The sequence below is a fragment of the Pantoea sp. B9002 genome, from assembly GCF_013385945.1.
Taxonomy (GTDB): Bacteria; Pseudomonadota; Gammaproteobacteria; order Enterobacterales; family Enterobacteriaceae; genus Pantoea.
The window spans coordinates 36198-52004 of sequence record NZ_JACAPA010000029.1 but is presented as its reverse complement, the minus strand read 5'-3'; the positions used below and the strand labels follow the sequence as shown (position 1 = coordinate 52004).

General features: G+C 54.3%; 18 protein-coding genes. 10 read left to right on the top strand and 8 right to left on the bottom strand.

Going from position 1 to position 15807, the window contains the following annotated elements:
• Positions 1-9: 9 nt before the first annotated feature.
• Complete coding sequence (locus HX773_RS15505) at positions 10-906, bottom strand: divergent polysaccharide deacetylase family protein (protein WP_176972249.1); 897 nt, start codon at positions 904-906, stop codon at positions 10-12.
• Positions 907-909: 3 nt separating this feature from the next.
• Entirely contained in the window at positions 910-2211 is a 1302-nt protein-coding gene (gene envC / locus HX773_RS15500) for a murein hydrolase activator EnvC (protein WP_176972248.1), read from the bottom strand.
• Between the two features lie 249 nt (positions 2212-2460).
• On the opposite strand from envC, the gene HX773_RS15495 reads away from it, so the two are divergent.
• The 5 genes from HX773_RS15495 (at position 2461) to cysE (ending at position 5574) form a co-directional block, all read left to right on the top strand.
• Positions 2461-2892: a rhodanese-like domain-containing protein gene (locus tag HX773_RS15495; RefSeq protein ID WP_008109709.1), complete on the top strand. Its 432-nt coding sequence runs from the start codon at positions 2461-2463 to the stop codon at positions 2890-2892.
• 18 nt (positions 2893-2910) lie between these two features.
• Positions 2911-3165 (top strand): glutaredoxin 3, encoded by a 255-nt coding sequence (gene grxC, locus HX773_RS15490; RefSeq protein ID WP_007885328.1) that lies wholly within the window; start codon positions 2911-2913, stop codon positions 3163-3165.
• A gap of 40 nt (positions 3166-3205) precedes the next feature.
• Entirely contained in the window at positions 3206-3670 is a 465-nt protein-coding gene (secB, locus tag HX773_RS15485; protein ID WP_101760668.1) for a protein-export chaperone SecB, read from the top strand.
• Complete coding sequence (gene gpsA, locus HX773_RS15480) at positions 3670-4689, top strand: NAD(P)H-dependent glycerol-3-phosphate dehydrogenase (RefSeq protein ID WP_176972247.1); 1020 nt, start codon at positions 3670-3672, stop codon at positions 4687-4689. Before secB ends, gpsA begins: the two co-directional genes overlap by 1 nt.
• A gap of 69 nt (positions 4690-4758) precedes the next feature.
• Complete coding sequence (cysE, locus tag HX773_RS15475) at positions 4759-5574, top strand: serine O-acetyltransferase (RefSeq protein ID WP_007885334.1); 816 nt, start codon at positions 4759-4761, stop codon at positions 5572-5574.
• On the opposite strand, the gene trmL is transcribed toward cysE, so the two are convergent.
• The 3 genes from trmL to cpxR are packed head-to-tail and all read right to left on the bottom strand — an operon-like array spanning position 5571 to position 8151.
• Positions 5571-6044, bottom strand: coding sequence for a tRNA (uridine(34)/cytosine(34)/5-carboxymethylaminomethyluridine(34)-2'-O)-methyltransferase TrmL (gene trmL / locus HX773_RS15470; protein WP_176972246.1), 474 nt, complete (start codon positions 6042-6044; stop codon positions 5571-5573). The two genes, cysE and trmL, sit on opposite strands and share 4 nt — an antisense overlap.
• A 35-nt stretch (positions 6045-6079) precedes the next feature.
• Entirely contained in the window at positions 6080-7456 is a 1377-nt protein-coding gene (gene cpxA, locus HX773_RS15465) for an envelope stress sensor histidine kinase CpxA (protein WP_101760665.1), read from the bottom strand.
• On the bottom strand, positions 7453-8151 hold the full coding sequence (gene cpxR, locus HX773_RS15460) for an envelope stress response regulator transcription factor CpxR (protein ID WP_007885339.1): 699 nt from the start codon (positions 8149-8151) through the stop codon (positions 7453-7455). Before cpxR ends, cpxA begins: the two co-directional genes overlap by 4 nt.
• Before the next feature lie 150 nt (positions 8152-8301).
• Here cpxR and cpxP point away from each other — a divergent pair, with 150 nt between their 5' ends.
• The 5 genes from cpxP (at position 8302) to HX773_RS15435 (ending at position 13093) form a co-directional block, all read left to right on the top strand.
• On the top strand, positions 8302-8814 hold the full coding sequence (gene cpxP / locus HX773_RS15455; RefSeq protein WP_176972245.1) for a cell-envelope stress modulator CpxP: 513 nt from the start codon (positions 8302-8304) through the stop codon (positions 8812-8814).
• Positions 8815-9016: 202 nt separating this feature from the next.
• A complete protein-coding gene (gene fieF / locus HX773_RS15450; protein ID WP_008109699.1) occupies positions 9017-9919 on the top strand; it encodes a CDF family cation-efflux transporter FieF in 903 nt (300 codons plus the stop codon).
• 209 nt (positions 9920-10128) lie between these two features.
• On the top strand, positions 10129-11091 hold the full coding sequence (pfkA, locus tag HX773_RS15445; protein ID WP_061720314.1) for a 6-phosphofructokinase: 963 nt from the start codon (positions 10129-10131) through the stop codon (positions 11089-11091).
• Positions 11092-11237: 146 nt separating this feature from the next.
• The gene (locus HX773_RS15440; protein WP_176972244.1) at positions 11238-12227 is read left to right on the top strand and encodes a sulfate ABC transporter substrate-binding protein; all 990 of its coding nucleotides are present in this window, start codon (positions 11238-11240) and stop codon (positions 12225-12227) included.
• Between the two features lie 107 nt (positions 12228-12334).
• The gene (locus HX773_RS15435; RefSeq protein WP_176972243.1) at positions 12335-13093 is read left to right on the top strand and encodes a CDP-diacylglycerol diphosphatase; all 759 of its coding nucleotides are present in this window, start codon (positions 12335-12337) and stop codon (positions 13091-13093) included.
• A 141-nt stretch (positions 13094-13234) separates the two neighbouring features.
• On the opposite strand, the gene tpiA is transcribed toward HX773_RS15435, so the two are convergent.
• The 3 genes from tpiA to fpr all read right to left on the bottom strand — a co-directional run bounded on the left by tpiA (position 13235) and on the right by fpr (position 15566).
• A complete protein-coding gene (tpiA, locus tag HX773_RS15430) occupies positions 13235-14002 on the bottom strand; it encodes a triose-phosphate isomerase (protein ID WP_008109693.1) in 768 nt (255 codons plus the stop codon).
• Between the two features lie 120 nt (positions 14003-14122).
• Complete coding sequence (locus tag HX773_RS15425) at positions 14123-14713, bottom strand: YiiQ family protein (protein WP_176972242.1); 591 nt, start codon at positions 14711-14713, stop codon at positions 14123-14125.
• A gap of 106 nt (positions 14714-14819) precedes the next feature.
• On the bottom strand, positions 14820-15566 hold the full coding sequence (gene fpr, locus HX773_RS15420) for a ferredoxin--NADP(+) reductase (RefSeq protein ID WP_110868182.1): 747 nt from the start codon (positions 15564-15566) through the stop codon (positions 14820-14822).
• Positions 15567-15807 lie beyond the last annotated feature (241 nt).

Here is a 15807-nt window from a genome sequence, read left to right as displayed (position 1 = left end):
ACGAGAAGATTAAAACAGCTGATTCAGTTGATGTGCAACATAACTGTTTACGATGCTTTCTTCCACTACCTGCCATGCCCGGCTCTGTGGCACCGGCGGCAACGGCCTGCCCGGTTTACACACGCCTGGCGCGCGGAAGCGTGGCGGCTGCGTTTTGGATGGCGGCGGAGTCGCACCCTGATGCAGCGGTTCGTTCAGCAGCTGGCTTGGGCGCACTAAGGTGATATCGGCTGGCAACGTCGGCAGCATCTGTTGCAGTACGCGCACCGTCGTCGGATGCGGATGACCAATCGCAATGGCATAACCATCGCGCTGCGCCAGTTTCACCGCGCGGGTAAACTGCGTGCGGATTGAAGCCTCATCCTGACTATCATCAAGGAACACGCGGCGTTTCAGGACCTTAACGTTGGTGCCTTGCGCGGCCGGGATCGACTGACTGTTGCCAATCGTCATGCTATCGAGAAAGTAATAGTTGTAGTGATTGAGTACCTGCATCACTTTCTGCATGCCGGGCAGGCTGGAGGTCATTTTGCTGCCCATATGGTTATTCAGGCCAACCGCAAAAGGCACTTTGCCACTGGCTTCACGAATAATCCGCTCGATTTCGGTGCTGCTCATCTCGGGCGTTAGCGTGTCTTTCTCCAGCGGCTGTTTGCTGAGCGGCGCCATCGGCAGGTGAATCAGCACTTCGCGACCACCCTGATGCGCTTTGGTGGCCATCTCACGCGCATGTGGCGCATTCGGCAGGACCGCAACGGAAATCGCGGTGGGCATCTGCAGCACTTTGTTCTCTTCTTTTGGCCGATAACCGAAGTCGTCGATCACGATGGAGAGTTTTCCCGCATGGGCGGAAAGTGACAGAAACAGGCCGCACAGGGCGGCCGAGAGCTTAGAGGGTTGAAACAAAACTTATCTTCCTAACCACGGTAGTGGATTGACGGCCTGTCCCTGGCGTCGGATTTCAAAGTAGAGCGAAGGCGTGCCGCGGCCGCCGCTGGTGCCCACAAGGGCGATAGGCTGTCCTGCCTTCACCTGAGCACCCACGCTCACCAGTGCGCTTTGGTTGTAGCCATAAAGGCTCATATCACCTTTACCGTGTTCCAGAACTACAACCAGACCATAGCCTTGCAGCCAGTCGGCCATCAGTACGCGTCCATCAGCGATGGCTTTCACTTCGGTGCCTTCTGGCGCATCGACCACCAGACCTTTCCAGCGCAATTCGCCCTGCATCGAATCACCGAAGCGATGTTCGATACGTCCACGAACCGGCCAAACCGCTTGCCCGCCGGGCTTGCCTAATCCGCCGGTACGCGCCATCAGCTCGCGCTCACTCTGCGTTGGCTGATAACTTGATCCTTTGGCTTTCGCCTGCGCCTGACGCTGACGCACTTTCTCCGCCTCGCGCGCTTCACGTTCGGCGCGTTCGCGTGCTTCACGCTCTGCTTTGGCGATTTTGCTCTGCAGGCGGCTTTCGTTCTCACGCATCTCAACCAGGTCAGCCTGATCTTTCTCCAGCGAGCTTTCCAGTACGGTGAGCGTTTTCTTACGCGCCGCGCTGGCCACTTCCAGCTTGCTTTGCTGCGTCTGCTGCTGAGCTAACAACGATTTTTGCTGATCCTGTTTGCCCTGCAATGATTGACGCTGCTCCGCTAATTGCTGTTGGGTTTGCTTGAGATCGTCGATGTTTTTCTGGCGTGCGGCGTTGAGATAGCCGAAATAGGCAAGAATACGCTCACTGCGCTGGGCTTCTTCGCCTCCGAGCAGCAACTGTAGACCATTATGCTGTCCCTGACGGAAGGCGGCATCAAGCTGTTGTGCCAGCAGTTTTTCCTGCTGTGCTTGCTGCTTCTCCAGCCGCGAAATAGAGGAAGTGACCTGCGCGATTTCACCCTCGAGCGTGCTGAGGCTGTTACGCGTTTCGCGCAGCTGACGGCTGGCCTGCGCAATCACTTTTTCCTGACTTTGCAGCTGATCCAACAGCTTACTGCGCTGCACTTTCTGCGCTTTGACGCTCTTTTCTTTCTCGGCGATGTCCTGCTGAATGGACTTCAACTGCGTTTTGCTGTCATCCGCACTGCGAGCGGCGGCAGGAAGTAATAATGTGCCCGCCAGAAGCAGACTCAGGGAGATTTCGGACCAGCGAAATGACAACGGAAGCGCAGTGCCGTTGTGACGGGTCCTTGTGTGTGTAACGGTCGCTTTTCCCTTCATAGTCGATAATTATTCCACGATGAACAGCCGCTTACCAGTTAGCCCGGCCGGGTTTTACTTTTCTAAAAATGTCTGTACCGAGCATACCGGCATAAACTTTGTCTTAATTTTGGGATTAGAACACTTTTTTTGGAAAATGACGCACAAATCGTAACTCTGTCCCCTTAGCGACTGTACATGCGAAGTGGCGCAGGTATACTCAGAACCCTTGTTTTAGCTTATCAGCCCGGTTTGGAGTCGTTACCCCTCATGCAAGAAATTATGCAGTTTGCAAGCAATCACCCCATCCTCAGTCTGGCATGGGTCGCTTTACTCGTTCTCGTGATTGTGACCACCGTTAAAGGTATGTTCTCTAAAGTAAAAACCATCAGCCGTGGTGAAGCTACCCACCTGATTAATAAAGAGGACGCGGTGGTGGTAGACGTTCGTTCACGTGACGATTACCGCAAAGGACACATTTCTGGGGCTATCAACGTAGCGGCAGCAGACATTAAAAAAGAGAGCTTTGGCGAGCTGGAAAAGCACAAGTCACAGCACATAATTGTAGTTTGCGCGACCGGTCAAAGTGCGGGTGAATCTGCAGCGAAATTGAGCGCAGCGGGTTTTGAAAAAGTCTCTGTACTGAAAGATGGCGTGAGCGGCTGGAGTGGTGAAAATCTGCCACTGGTGCGCGGTAAATAACTTCTTAGAGGTAACCGTATGGCGAATGTAGAGATCTACACCAAAGTCACTTGTCCTTATTGCCACCGTGCAAAGGCGTTGTTGGATCAGAAAGGCGTGTCGTTCCAGGAGATTCCCATTGACGGGAACGCGGCGAAACGTGAAGAGATGATTCAACGCAGCGGCCGCACTACGGTGCCACAGATTTTTATTGATGCGCAGCACATTGGCGGCTGCGACGATCTTTACGCGCTGGATGGGCGTCAGGGACTTGATCCTTTACTCCAGGCATAACTTTTCGGTCAGACAATTTTAACTCACAGGATTTAGTCACATGTCAGAGCAAAGCAGCAGCGAAATGCAGTTCCAGATTCAACGTGTTTACACCAAAGATGTTTCTTACGAAGCGCCAAACGCACCGCAGGTTTTCCAGAAAGAGTGGGAACCAGAAGTGAAGCTGGATCTGGACACCGCCTCTTCTCAGTTAGCTGATGGCGTTTTTGAAGTCGTTCTGCGCGTTACCGTAACGGCAACCGTTGGCGAAGAGACCGCATTCCTGTGCGAAGTACAGCAGGCGGGTATTTTCACCATCAGCGGTATCGAAGGCACGCAGATGGCACATTGCCTCGGCGCGTACTGCCCGAACATTCTGTTCCCGTATGCACGCGAATGTGTAACCAGCCTTGTGTCTCGTGGTACTTTCCCGCAGCTCAACCTGGCGCCAGTGAACTTTGATGCGCTGTTCATGAACTATCTGCAGCAGCAAGGTGAAGGCGAAGCGCCACATCAGGATGCCTGATGACTACACTCAACGCTTCAATTAGCGTCATCGGTGCCGGCTCGTACGGCACCGCTTTGGCCATCACGCTGGCCCGCAACGGCCATCCGGTTCTGCTCTGGGGCCACAATCCTCAAAGCGTGGCGCAGCTGCAAACTGACCGCTGCAATGCCGCTTTCCTGCCCGATGTTCCTTTCCCTGATAATCTCGTTCCTGAAGCCGATCTGGCAACCGTGGTTAACGCCAGTCGTGATCTGCTGGTCGTGGTGCCAAGCCATGTATTTGGCGACGTGCTGACGCAGCTTAAGCCGCATTTGCGTGCCGATTCACGCATTGTCTGGGCGACTAAAGGACTGGAAAAAGAGACCGGCCGTTTGCTGCAGGATGTGGCGCGTGAAATCCTCGGCGATGCGATTCCGCTCGCGGTGATTTCCGGACCCACCTTTGCAAAAGAGCTGGCAGCCGGCATGCCAACGGCCATCGCACTGGCATCGACCGATGCGGAGTTTGCTGAAGACCTGCAGCAGAAGTTGCACTGCGGCAAAAGTTTCCGCGTCTACAACAATCAGGATTTCATTGGCGTGCAGTTAGGCGGCGCGGTGAAGAACGTGATTGCGATTGGTGCGGGGATTTCTGACGGCATTGGCTTTGGTGCCAACGCGCGTACCGCCTTGATCACTCGCGGTCTGACGGAAATGAGCCGTCTTGGCGCAGCGCTGGGCGCCGATGCCACCACCTTTATGGGCATGGCCGGTTTAGGCGATCTGGTGCTGACCTGTACCGATAATCAGTCGCGCAACCGTCGTTTCGGCATGATGCTGGGGCAAGGCGAGAGCGTAGACGATGCGCAACGCATTATCGGACAAGTTGTAGAAGGCTATAGAAACACCAAAGAAGTCAAAGCATTGGCCGCGCGCGTCGGCGTAGAAATGCCGATTACCGAGCAGATTTATCAGGTGCTCTATTGCGGAAAATCAGCGCGAGAGGCAGCATTGACCTTACTTGGCCGTGCAAGGAAGGACGAAAACAGCCAAAGCTGAAGCAGGATGCGCCAGCGTCACCACCTGTAGCGCCCCATCAGGCGCTTTTTTTATCGGGAGCAAACAGCAATGTCGTCTGAAGAGTTAGAACTGGTCTGGAACCATATCAAAGCCGAAGCCAGAGCCCTGGCCGACTGTGAACCGATGCTGGCCAGCTTTTACCATGCGACATTGCTTAAACACGAAAACCTCGGCAGCGCGCTCAGCTATATGCTGGCTAACAAGCTGGCGAACCCGATCATGCCCGCTATCGCCATTCGCGAAATCGTGGAAGAAGCCTATCGTGAAGACCCAGAGATGATTGTCTCTGCGGCCTACGATATTCAGGCTGTGCGCCAGCGCGATCCCGCCGTTGATAAATACTCTACGCCGCTGCTTTACCTCAAAGGCTTCCACGCCTTGCAGGCTTATCGCATCGGCCATTGGCTGTGGAAAGAGGGCCGCCGCGCGCTGGCGGTTTATCTTCAGAACGAAATCTCCGTCTCGTTTGCCGTGGATATCCACCCGGCGGCGCGCATTGGTCGCGGCATCATGCTTGACCATGCCACCGGCATTGTTATTGGCGAAACGGCCATCATCGAAAATGATGTTTCAATCCTGCAATCGGTGACGCTCGGCGGTACCGGTAAAACCAGTGGCGATCGCCATCCGAAGATCCGTGAAGGTGTGATGATTGGCGCGGGCGCCAAGATTCTGGGCAACATTGAAGTGGGACGCGGTGCGAAAATCGGTGCCGGTTCCGTTGTCCTGCAGCCTGTACCGCCGCATACCACGGCGGCCGGCGTGCCAGCACGCATTGTTGGTAAACCGACCAGCGATAAACCGTCGATGGATATGGATCAGCACTTCAACGGCGCGGGCTTTGAGTACGGCGACGGCATCTAGCCTTTGATCAGTGCGCCAGCATAATCGAGCTGGCGCCACGCTTCATACACCACCACAGACACCGCATTAGACAGGTTCATGCTGCGACTTTCCGCCATCATCGGAATACGGATTTTCTGCTCAGCGGGTAGCGCGTTGAGGATTTGTGCAGGTAAACCGCGACTCTCCGGACCAAACACCAAATAATCACCCTTCTGATAGCTCACCGCGCTGTGCGCAGGCGTACCTTTGGTGGTGAGGGCGAACATGCGCTGTGGCGTTTCCGTCGCCAGAAACTCCGCGTAATTGGCGTGTTTTTTTAAGGCGGTATATTCGTGGTAATCCAGCCCGGCGCGGCGCAGGCGCTTGTCATCCCAGGCAAACCCCAGCGGTTCAATCAGGTGTAACTGGAAACCGGTATTTGCGCACAAGCGAATGATGTTGCCGGTATTTGGCGGAATTTCAGGTTCAAATAAGACAATGTTTAGCATAAGGCCCCCAGAAACGAGGGCCGAAGCATAACAAATTATTGACGGGCGGAGTACAGCGGCAGCCACAGCGTAAGGCGTAAACCGCCGAGCGGGCTGTCGTCAGCTTTAACCCAGCCGCGATGCTGCTGGATGGCGGTTTCGACAATCGCCAGGCCTAAACCGGTGCCGCCTGATTCACGATCGCGCGCCTCATCGGTGCGGTAGAACGGACGGAAAATCTGCTCGCGATCTTCTGGGCTGACTCCCGGACCATCATCATCGACATGGATGGTGATGCCTGCAATATCCACTGAGAAGCTGACGCTGATGTGCGAATTCGAATAGCGCAGCGCATTACGCACGATATTCTCCAGCGCACTCTCCAGTGCATGGGGATTACCGTACAGCGGCCACGGGCCTGGCGGATAGGGCACTTCCATCAATTTGCCCATCTGCTCGGCTTCAAATTTGGCATCTTCCAGCACGCCATTCCACAGCTGGTTGGCCTTCATCGCTTCGCTAACCAGCGCGTTATTGTGCTGCGTTCGCGAAAGCACCAGCAGATCGTTAATCATGCCATCCAGACGCTGCGCTTCCGTTTCGATGCGCTGCAGTTCTTTGCCTTCACCGTTACGGCGACGCAGGAGCGCAGTTGCCAGCTGCAAGCGAGTTAACGGCGTACGCAATTCATGGCTGATATCGGATAGCAGACGCTGTTGCGCCGTCATCATGCGTTCGAGCGCGCTCACCATTTGGTTGAAACTGGAACCCGCAGCCAGAAACTCTTGCGGCCCCGATTCCAGTTCCGGATGCTGACGCAAATTACCGCTTGCCACTTCATCCGCCGCATATTTAAGTTTGCGAGCGGGGCGCGCCAGGCTCCACGCCAGCCACAGCAGCAGCGGCGAGCTAATCAGCATGGTGACAATCAGCAGCAGTAGCGGGCGGTCAAACAGCAGATTAACGAAATCGAGCTGCGAGCTGGTGGCGGGACGAATCAGGTAAAGCTGATAGTTGTCTTCGCCATCGCGGACCGCGAAAGGCCCAACCATCTCCACGCGACCATACTTTTTCTTTTGTGGGTGGTCGGCGTTATCCGACTGCCCAATAAAGTTGCGGATGATCTGCATTTCATTGTGCTGCGCGCCAATCACCCGGCCTTCGCTGGTCACCAATAACAAACGCTGACCGGGCGGCGCCCATTTGTCGATGGAGCGGAACAGGCGACGCCACCACATTAAGTCGTTCGGCGGATCTTGAGACAGCTCCGCTTCAACGTGCTGTTCAATCATGGTGCCCTGACGCTGCTCGCTTTCCAGTAACGCGGTCATCTGGCGCGAATCGAGTTTGGGCACCATTAAAACCAGCATCAACACCAACGCTAGCGTGAGCCAGAAGATGGCGAAGATGCGGGTGGTTAAACTTCCAATCATGATGCCGAAACCATCAGATAGCCGCGTCCGCGCAGGGTTTTAAACCACGGATGACCATCACGACGTTCCGGCAATTTACGACGCAGGTTAGAAATGTGCATATCGATAGCGCGGTCAAAGGGTGTCAGACGTTTGCCCAACACTTCCTGACTAAGGTGCTCACGCGATACTACCTGACCCAGATGCTGTGCCAGCAAATAGAGCAGGGTGAACTCGGTGCCGGTGAGATCCAACGTTTCGCTGTCGAAGCTGGCTTCCTGACGACCCGGATTCAGGCGCAGGCAGTCGACTTCCAGCGTCGGTGAGCTGTTGTCGTGCTGCTGTTGCTGCTCGCTCCAGTTTGAACGGCGCAAAATGGCACGAATACGCGCCACCAGTTCACGATCGTTAAACGGTTTAGGCAGATAGTCATCTGCGCCCAGTTCAAGGCCCAGAACGCGGTCCAGTTCGCTGCCACGTGCAGTCAGCATAATGACCGGAGTTTGGTGCTGTTGGCGTAGTTCTTTCAAAGTGTCGATACCGTTCTTCTTCGGCATCATCACATCAAGCAATAGCAAGTCCACGGTGTTGTCTAGCAGGTTAAGCGCCTGCTCACCATCGCTTGCCACAATGACTTCAAAACCTTCCATCTCAAGCAGTTCTTTAAGCAGCGAAGTTAATTCGCGGTCGTCATCAACCAACAGGATTTTATTCATTTTTTATTGCCCTCCGCAGGCAAAATACCGTGTTCCTTGACTTGCAATCCAACGCTTTACGTAGTTTTACACCCCCTGACGGATGTTTGCAGCCACCGCCGTACACTGGCTCTCGTTGAATCGCAAAACGGAACGAACTGGGAGTTAACGATGCGCTACTTAACCGCCGTCGTCATTGCCTCAGCGATGGTTCTCAGTCACGCCAGCGCCGAAGCAGCAGACACGACGACGATTGACGAGATGCATCCGAACAGCGGATTGACGACAGGCAGTATGACGCAAAATCCGCAAAGCTACATGTTCGATGGCATTGAGCTGACTGAACAACAGCGGCAACAGATGCGAGACCTGATGCAGCAAGCGCGACACGAACGCCCAACAATCAGCGTTCAAGATATAGAAACTATGCATGACCTTGTCATTGCAGACAAATTTAACGAATCGGCTATCCGACAGCAGGCAGAGAAACAAGCCCGCGCAGCGGTAGAACAGCAAGTCGAGATGGCTCGGGTTCGTAATCAGATGTATCACCTGCTAACGCCTGCACAGCAAGCGACATTGCAGAAAAATTATGAGCGACGAATTGCAGAAGTGCGTCGACTCTCAGGATTGCAGCCATCATCACCGCTGCAAGCAGTGAGTAGTACCAGCAGTAACCAGTAACATAGTATCCCTGTTTTCCTTGCCATAGACACCATCCCTGTCTTCCCCCGCATGATGCGGGGGTTTTTTTTGCCTGTCATTTCTCTCTAACATCATTGCCTTAAAATTCAATCACGCAGCACACTTATGCCGATGATAAACTTTAGCCATCTTGAGACCTAAAGGCCGCACCTATGAAGCGTGCGACCCGGCGAGGCATAGCATGGATTCTTCCTATGCAAAGTTAGTTAATCGGGCGGCGCTGGCGGCGACTACGCTGGCGACGTTGCTGTTAATCGTGAAAATTTTCGCCTGGTGGCATACCGGTTCAGTCAGCATGTTGGCGGCGTTAGTGGATTCATTGGTGGATATCGCCGCTTCACTAACCAACTTGTTGGTGGTGCGCTATTCGCTGCAGCCAGCTGATGACGATCACACCTTCGGCCACGGTAAAGCCGAATCACTGGCCGCGCTGGCGCAAAGCATGTTTATCTCCGGCTCGGCGTTGTTTCTGTTTCTCACCGGCATTCAGCATCTGGCCTCGCCCGAAACCTTACATGCGCCGCTGGTAGGCATTGTGGTGACGGTGATTGCGCTGTTTTCAACCCTGACGCTGGTTGCCTTCCAGCGCTGGGTGGTGCGACGCACGCGCAGCCAGGCGATTCGCGCAGACATGCTGCACTATCAATCTGATGTGGTGATGAACGGCGCAATATTGGTCGCCCTCGGTTTGAGCAGCTATGGTTTTGTACGGGCGGATGCTTTGTTTGCACTCGGCATCGGCGTTTACATTCTTTATAACGCGTTGCGGATGGGTTATGACGCGGTACAGGCGCTGTTGGATCGCGTATTGCCCGAGCATGAAACGCAGGAGATTATCAACGTGGTGACCAACTGGCCGGGCGTACGCGGCGCACATGCATTACGCACGCGACAATCGGGCCCCACGCGTTTTATCCAGCTGCATCTGGAGATGGAAGATCAGCTGCCGTTGGTGCAGGCGCATCAGGTGGCCGATCAAATTGAGCAGGCATTACTGAAGAAGTTTCCCGGCTCCGACGTGATCATCCATCAAGATCCCTGCTCTGTTGTGCCGAGCAATCAACATGGATTTTTTCAAGGTTAGCGATTTAAAATCATGCAATTACACAAAAAAAGTGACGTAACGCTAACAACTCTGTAAAAAATTAGCGAAAACTTGTCTGACCTGAATCAATTCAGCATCAAGCCTTTGATATACTATTCTGCAACTATTAAGCCATGCGATCGCGAGCTGGTCCACGCCGGACACATGGCAGGAATAATCCTTAGTTTTTGAACAATCCAGAGGTTGTCATGATCAAAAAAATCGGAGTACTGACCAGCGGCGGCGACGCCCCAGGCATGAACGCAGCCATTCGCGGAGTTGTACGTTCCGCGCTGAGTGAAGGACTGGAAGTTTTTGGTATTTACGACGGCTATCTGGGATTGTACGAAGATCGCATGATCAACCTTGACCGCTACAGCGTGTCAGACATGATCAACCGCGGCGGCACCTTCCTCGGTTCCGCACGCTTTCCAGAATTCCGCAACGATGAAGTGCGCCAGACCGCGATTGATAACATGAAAAAGCGTGGTATCGATGCGCTGGTGGTTATCGGCGGTGATGGTTCCTACATGGGTGCCAAGCGCCTGACCGAAATGGGCTTCCCGTGCATCGGTTTGCCGGGCACCATTGATAACGACGTAGCAGGCACCGATTACACCATCGGTTACTTCACAGCGCTGGAAACCGTGGTTGAAGCGATTGACCGCCTGCGTGACACCTCATCTTCCCACCAGCGTATCTCCATCGTGGAAGTGATGGGCCGTTACTGCGGCGATTTAACCCTGGCGGCAGCGATTGCCGGTGGTTGCGAGTTCATCGTGCTGCCTGAAATCCCGTATACCCGCGAAGAGCTGGTGGCCGAAATCAAAGCCGGCATTGCCAAAGGTAAAAAGCACGCCATCGTTGCCATCACCGAGCACATCTGCGATATCGACGATCTGGCCAACTTTATCGAATCTGAAACCAAACGCGAAACCCGCGCCACGGTGCTTGGTCACATTCAACGCGGCGGCGCACCTTGTGCTTATGACCGTATTCTGGCGTCGCGCATGGGTTGCTACTCTATCGAGCTGCTGCTGCAAGGTTATGGCGGCCGCTGTGTCGGTATTCAGAACGAGAAGATGGTGCATCACGACATCATCGACGCGATTGAAAACATGAAGCGTCCATTCAAACGCGACTGGCTGGATACCGCGAAAAAACTCTACTGATTATTCAGCATCAAGGCGCGACTTGACTCGCGCCTTTTTTATGTCTGCTCATATTCCGTCCGGTTATAACAGCTTATTTTTAATTCTTTAATCCGTGGATAAGTTTGTGTCAGTCTTGTTCTATAACGACCTCGGGAGAGCAAGCAATGAATAAGTGGAGTATTGGTGTCACCCTGTTACTGGCTTCAACCAGTGTTCTGGCAAAGGATATTCAGCTGTTAAACGTCTCTTACGATCCAACCCGTGAGCTGTACGAGCAGTACAACAAAGCGTTTAGCGCGCATTACAAGCAGGAAACCGGCGACAACGTGGTGATTCGCCAGTCGCACGGCGGTTCAGGTAAACAAGCGACCTCAGTGATCAATGGCATCCGTGCTGATGTGGTTACGCTGGCGCTGCAATCTGATGTCGATGCTATTGCTGACCGTGGTCGTATCAATAAAGACTGGATTAAACGCCTGCCGGACAACTCCGCGCCGTACACCTCGACCATCGTGTTCCTGGTGCGCAAAGGCAACCCGAAAGGCATTCATGATTGGCCAGATCTGATCAAACCGGGCGTTTCCGTCATCACGCCAAACCCGAAAACCTCAGGCGGCGCACGCTGGAACTATCTGGCTGCATGGGGCTGGGCGCTGGATCAGAACCATGGCGATCAGGCCAAAGCGCTGGCTTACGTCAAATCGCTGTTTAAGAATGTGGAAGTACAGGATTCCGGTGCACGCGGTGCGACTAACACCTTCGTAGAACGCGGCATTGGCGATGTGCTGATTGCGTGGGAAAACGAGGCCTATCTGGCGGTGGATAAGCTGGGTAAAGACAAGTTTGAAATCGTCACCCCAAGCGAATCGATTCTGGCGGAGCCAACGGTTTCGGTCGTGGATAAAGTGGTCGACGAGCAGGGCACGCGTAAAGTGGCCGAAGATTACCTCAAGTATCTCTACTCGCCGGAAGGCCAGACCATCGCGGCGGAGAATTTCTACCGTCCACGTGATGGAGCCGTTGCGAAGAAATTTGCCAATAAATTCGCCCCGGTAAAACTGTTCACTATCGACAGCAAGTTTGGTGGCTGGACGCAAGCCCAGAAAACCCACTTCGCCGATGGCGGCAGCTACGACCAGGTGATGAAGCCTTAACGAATAAAAAACGGCCAGCGAGAATGCTGGCCGTTTTGTTTTAGTCCGTGACTTTCATCACCTGCCAGGCGAGGATGCTGGCAGGTGATGAACAGAGGAATCGGGCTATGCAGGGCAGTCGTCGTACCCTGAAGTTACTGACCGCATTATTGGTGCTGCTGATTGTTGGATTGATTGCTGGCGCCATCCATTTCCAAAAAAACTCCAATGCCTTATGGCAGATCATCAGTGAAAAATGTCTGCCGAACATGGCGGCCAATGGCAAACCCGCGCCTTGTCAGCAGGTCAACAGCGTGCAGGGATACGTCACGCTGAAAGACCTCAACGGTCCGTTGCAATATTTGCTGATGCCGATCGAAAAAATCACCGGTATGGAAAGCCCGATCATTCTTCAGCCGGGTACGCCAAATCTGTTTGCCGCAGCGTGGCAGCAACGCGCGTTACTGGCGCAAAAACGCGGCGCACCGATTGATGACAGTGCGCTGTCGCTGGCGATCAATGCGCAATATGGCCGCACGCAGAATCAGCTGCACATCCATATTTCCTGTTTACGGCCGGATGTGCGCCAGCAGCTGGATGCGCTGGCACCGAGGCTTAACGCGCAGTGGCAAAGCGAAACGCTGCGTAAGCATCGTTATCTGGTGCGCACACTTTCTCTGGCGGAGCTGGCGCAGCAAAGCGCGTTTATCCGGCTGGCGGATGAACTACCACATGCACGCACCGAGATGGGTAAATACGGTCTGGCGCTGGCGCAGCTGCCGGATGGCCGTTTAGCGCTGCTGGCGCTGGAGCGTAACTGGCTGAAATTGAATAGCGGTTCGGCGGAAGAGTTGCAGGATCATAAATGCGGGATTTTGGCGCAATAATCGTCGTGGCTATAACCAGGTGCGCATGAATGCGCACCCTACAAACCCAGGTACGGCTCCCTCTTTCGTAGGGTCGCCATTTATGGCGACCAATAAAAAGGCGGCTAATCAGCCGCCTTTTTCTTCATCGAAAACGAGAACTTACGCGTTTTTCGCTGCTGCTGCCGCTTTCACGATCACCGCAAAAGCATCCGCTTTCAGTGAAGCACCGCCAACCAGCGCGCCATCGATATCTGGCTGGGTGAACAGCTCAGCGGCGTTTTTGTCGTTGACCGAACCGCCGTACTGAATGATCACTTGCTGTGCGATAGCCGCATCTTTCTTCGCGATATGGTCACGAATGAATTTGTGCACCGCCTGAGCCTGCGCTGGAGTAGCTGATTTGCCGGTACCGATAGCCCAAACTGGCTCGTAAGCGATAACCGCGCCTTCGAACGCCGCAGCGCCCTGCGTTTCCAGCACGGCGTCGATCTGACGTGCGCACACTTCTTCAGTTTTGCCCGCTTCGTTTTCTGCGTCAGTTTCACCGATGCACAGAACCGGCACCAGGCCCGCTTCTTTCACTACGGCAAATTTCTTCGCGATGAACTCGTCGCTCTCTTTGTGGTAGGTGCGGCGCTCAGAGTGGCCGATGATGATGTATTTCGCGCCAACGTCTTTCAACATATCTGCGGAAGTTTCGCCAGTGAATGCGCCAGACAGATTAACGTCAACGTTCTGAGCACCCAGAGCAATGTGGCTACCGGAAATGGCGTGTTTCGCCAGGTCCAGATAGATGGCTGGCGGTGCAATCGCGACGCCACAACCATCAACACCAGACAGCTCTTTGCGCAGGCCTTCAATCAGCTCTTTGGTGATCTGCTTGCTACCGTTCAGTTTCCAGTTACCCATAACCAGTGGATGTCGCATTCTTTCCTCCGCATAACGCGATTCATGAAATAGCGCTGCCATCGGGCAGCGATGTCTGCGAGACAGTATAGAGATCAAATTTGTTGCTGGCTTTGCTTTTCGTCATTTTTGCCGGTGCGATCAGGGCGTAGCGAGCGCCAGTTTTATCGGCTCAACGGCGAAGGTCAAACCCTTGTCGCCGTTGTCCGCCACCACGAAACGCAATGCACCTTCGGTGCGGGCAAAATAGCGCGCGCCTTTACCGGCGCTCAGCAGGGAATCGAGTTTTTTACGCCCATCTTCGGGCGACAAGCCTGGAATGAAGAAGCGCAGCAGGGCGGTCATGTAATCCATGGCGCGTGCCTGCGCGGCTTTCATATCGGGGCCGGGAACCGGCAGCCAGGTGATTTGCAGGGTTTTGATTTTGCCGGTGCCTTGCTCCAGCGCAGTCGAGGCATACAGCGTTTCGCTGATTTTGCTGGCAGCACGCGTCAGGTTGCTTTTATCGCCGCGATTATCAATGGCGCGATACTCCTGCAGCAATACATTGGGATTGGCAGCGTTGTACTTCTCACGGAACTGAGCAACGGTCATATCGAACGTCGGCGCACCCGCGAGCAGATAGGGCGCAGCAGGCAGATGATCGCTACGATCTAACGCGGGTGCATCCTCCGCCCAGGCGGGAAATGTCAGTGCGAGGCTAAGCAGCAGCGCGACTGGCAGGTTGTTCATTGCTTCGGCCCTAAATCATTCACTTAGCCCACGATTAGAACGGTTTTTACCGGGCAAAGTCAAAACCCACACTGGGAAAAATCTCAGATTCTTCGCCTGGCGCCGATTACCAGTAATGCTCGCTGGTCATGTGGCCGGGTTTGCGTTTGAAATGTTTGCGCATCTCACGGGTATCTTTCAGCAGTTGCTGGGTATCGCGCACCATCTGTGGGTTGCCGCACAGCATCACATGGCTGGTTTCTGCCGTCAGCGGCAAGCCGACTGCACGCTCCAGTTCTCCGCTTTCAATCAGCTGCGGTACGCGGCCGTGCAGCGAACCGGCGATCTCTTCGCGGCTCACCACCGTTTGAATGTGTAACTTGCCCTGATAGCGCTGCTGCAACGCCTGCATCAAGGGCAGAAAGCTCAGGTCATCGGCGAAACGCGCGGCGTGCACCAGCACAATATTGTCGAAACGATCCAGATCTTCGCCCTGTTGCAGAATCGATAAATAGGGGCCGATCGCCGTGCCGGTCGCCAGCATCCACAGCGTTTGGCAATCTGGGATTTCGTCGAGCACAAAGAAACCTGCCGCCTCTTTGGTGATCATCACCTGCTCGCCGGGCTGCAGCGCCTGCAAACGCGGGCTCAGTTTGCCTTCCGGCACCGTGACCAGATAAAACTCCAGCAGCGGATCCTGCGGCGCGTTAACGTACGAATAGGCACGCTGCACGCGCTCACCGTCAATTTCCAGAGCCAGCTTGGCAAACTGACCTGCGGTAAAGGTATCAATCGGCGCTGCAACGCGCAGGCTGAACAGTGCGTCGGTCCAGTTTTTTACCTCTTTCACTTCAGCATTGATCCACTCTGCCATGTTGGCTCCTTAATATTGTTTAGTTAGGTACATCATCGCCATCGGCCTAACGGATTACCAGTCTTGTATCCAGCAAAGGGCTCTCAGCGACAAACGCAGCGCACAGATCAGCAACTGTAGCGGGCGGTTTACAATCTGGACTACCAGCTTGACGGCTTAAGAGATACAGCTTTGCCCGCGCCTCTCGATTTGTCACTGAATCCTGATATTTTTGCCGCCATAAATCCGAGGCGGCCTGTTT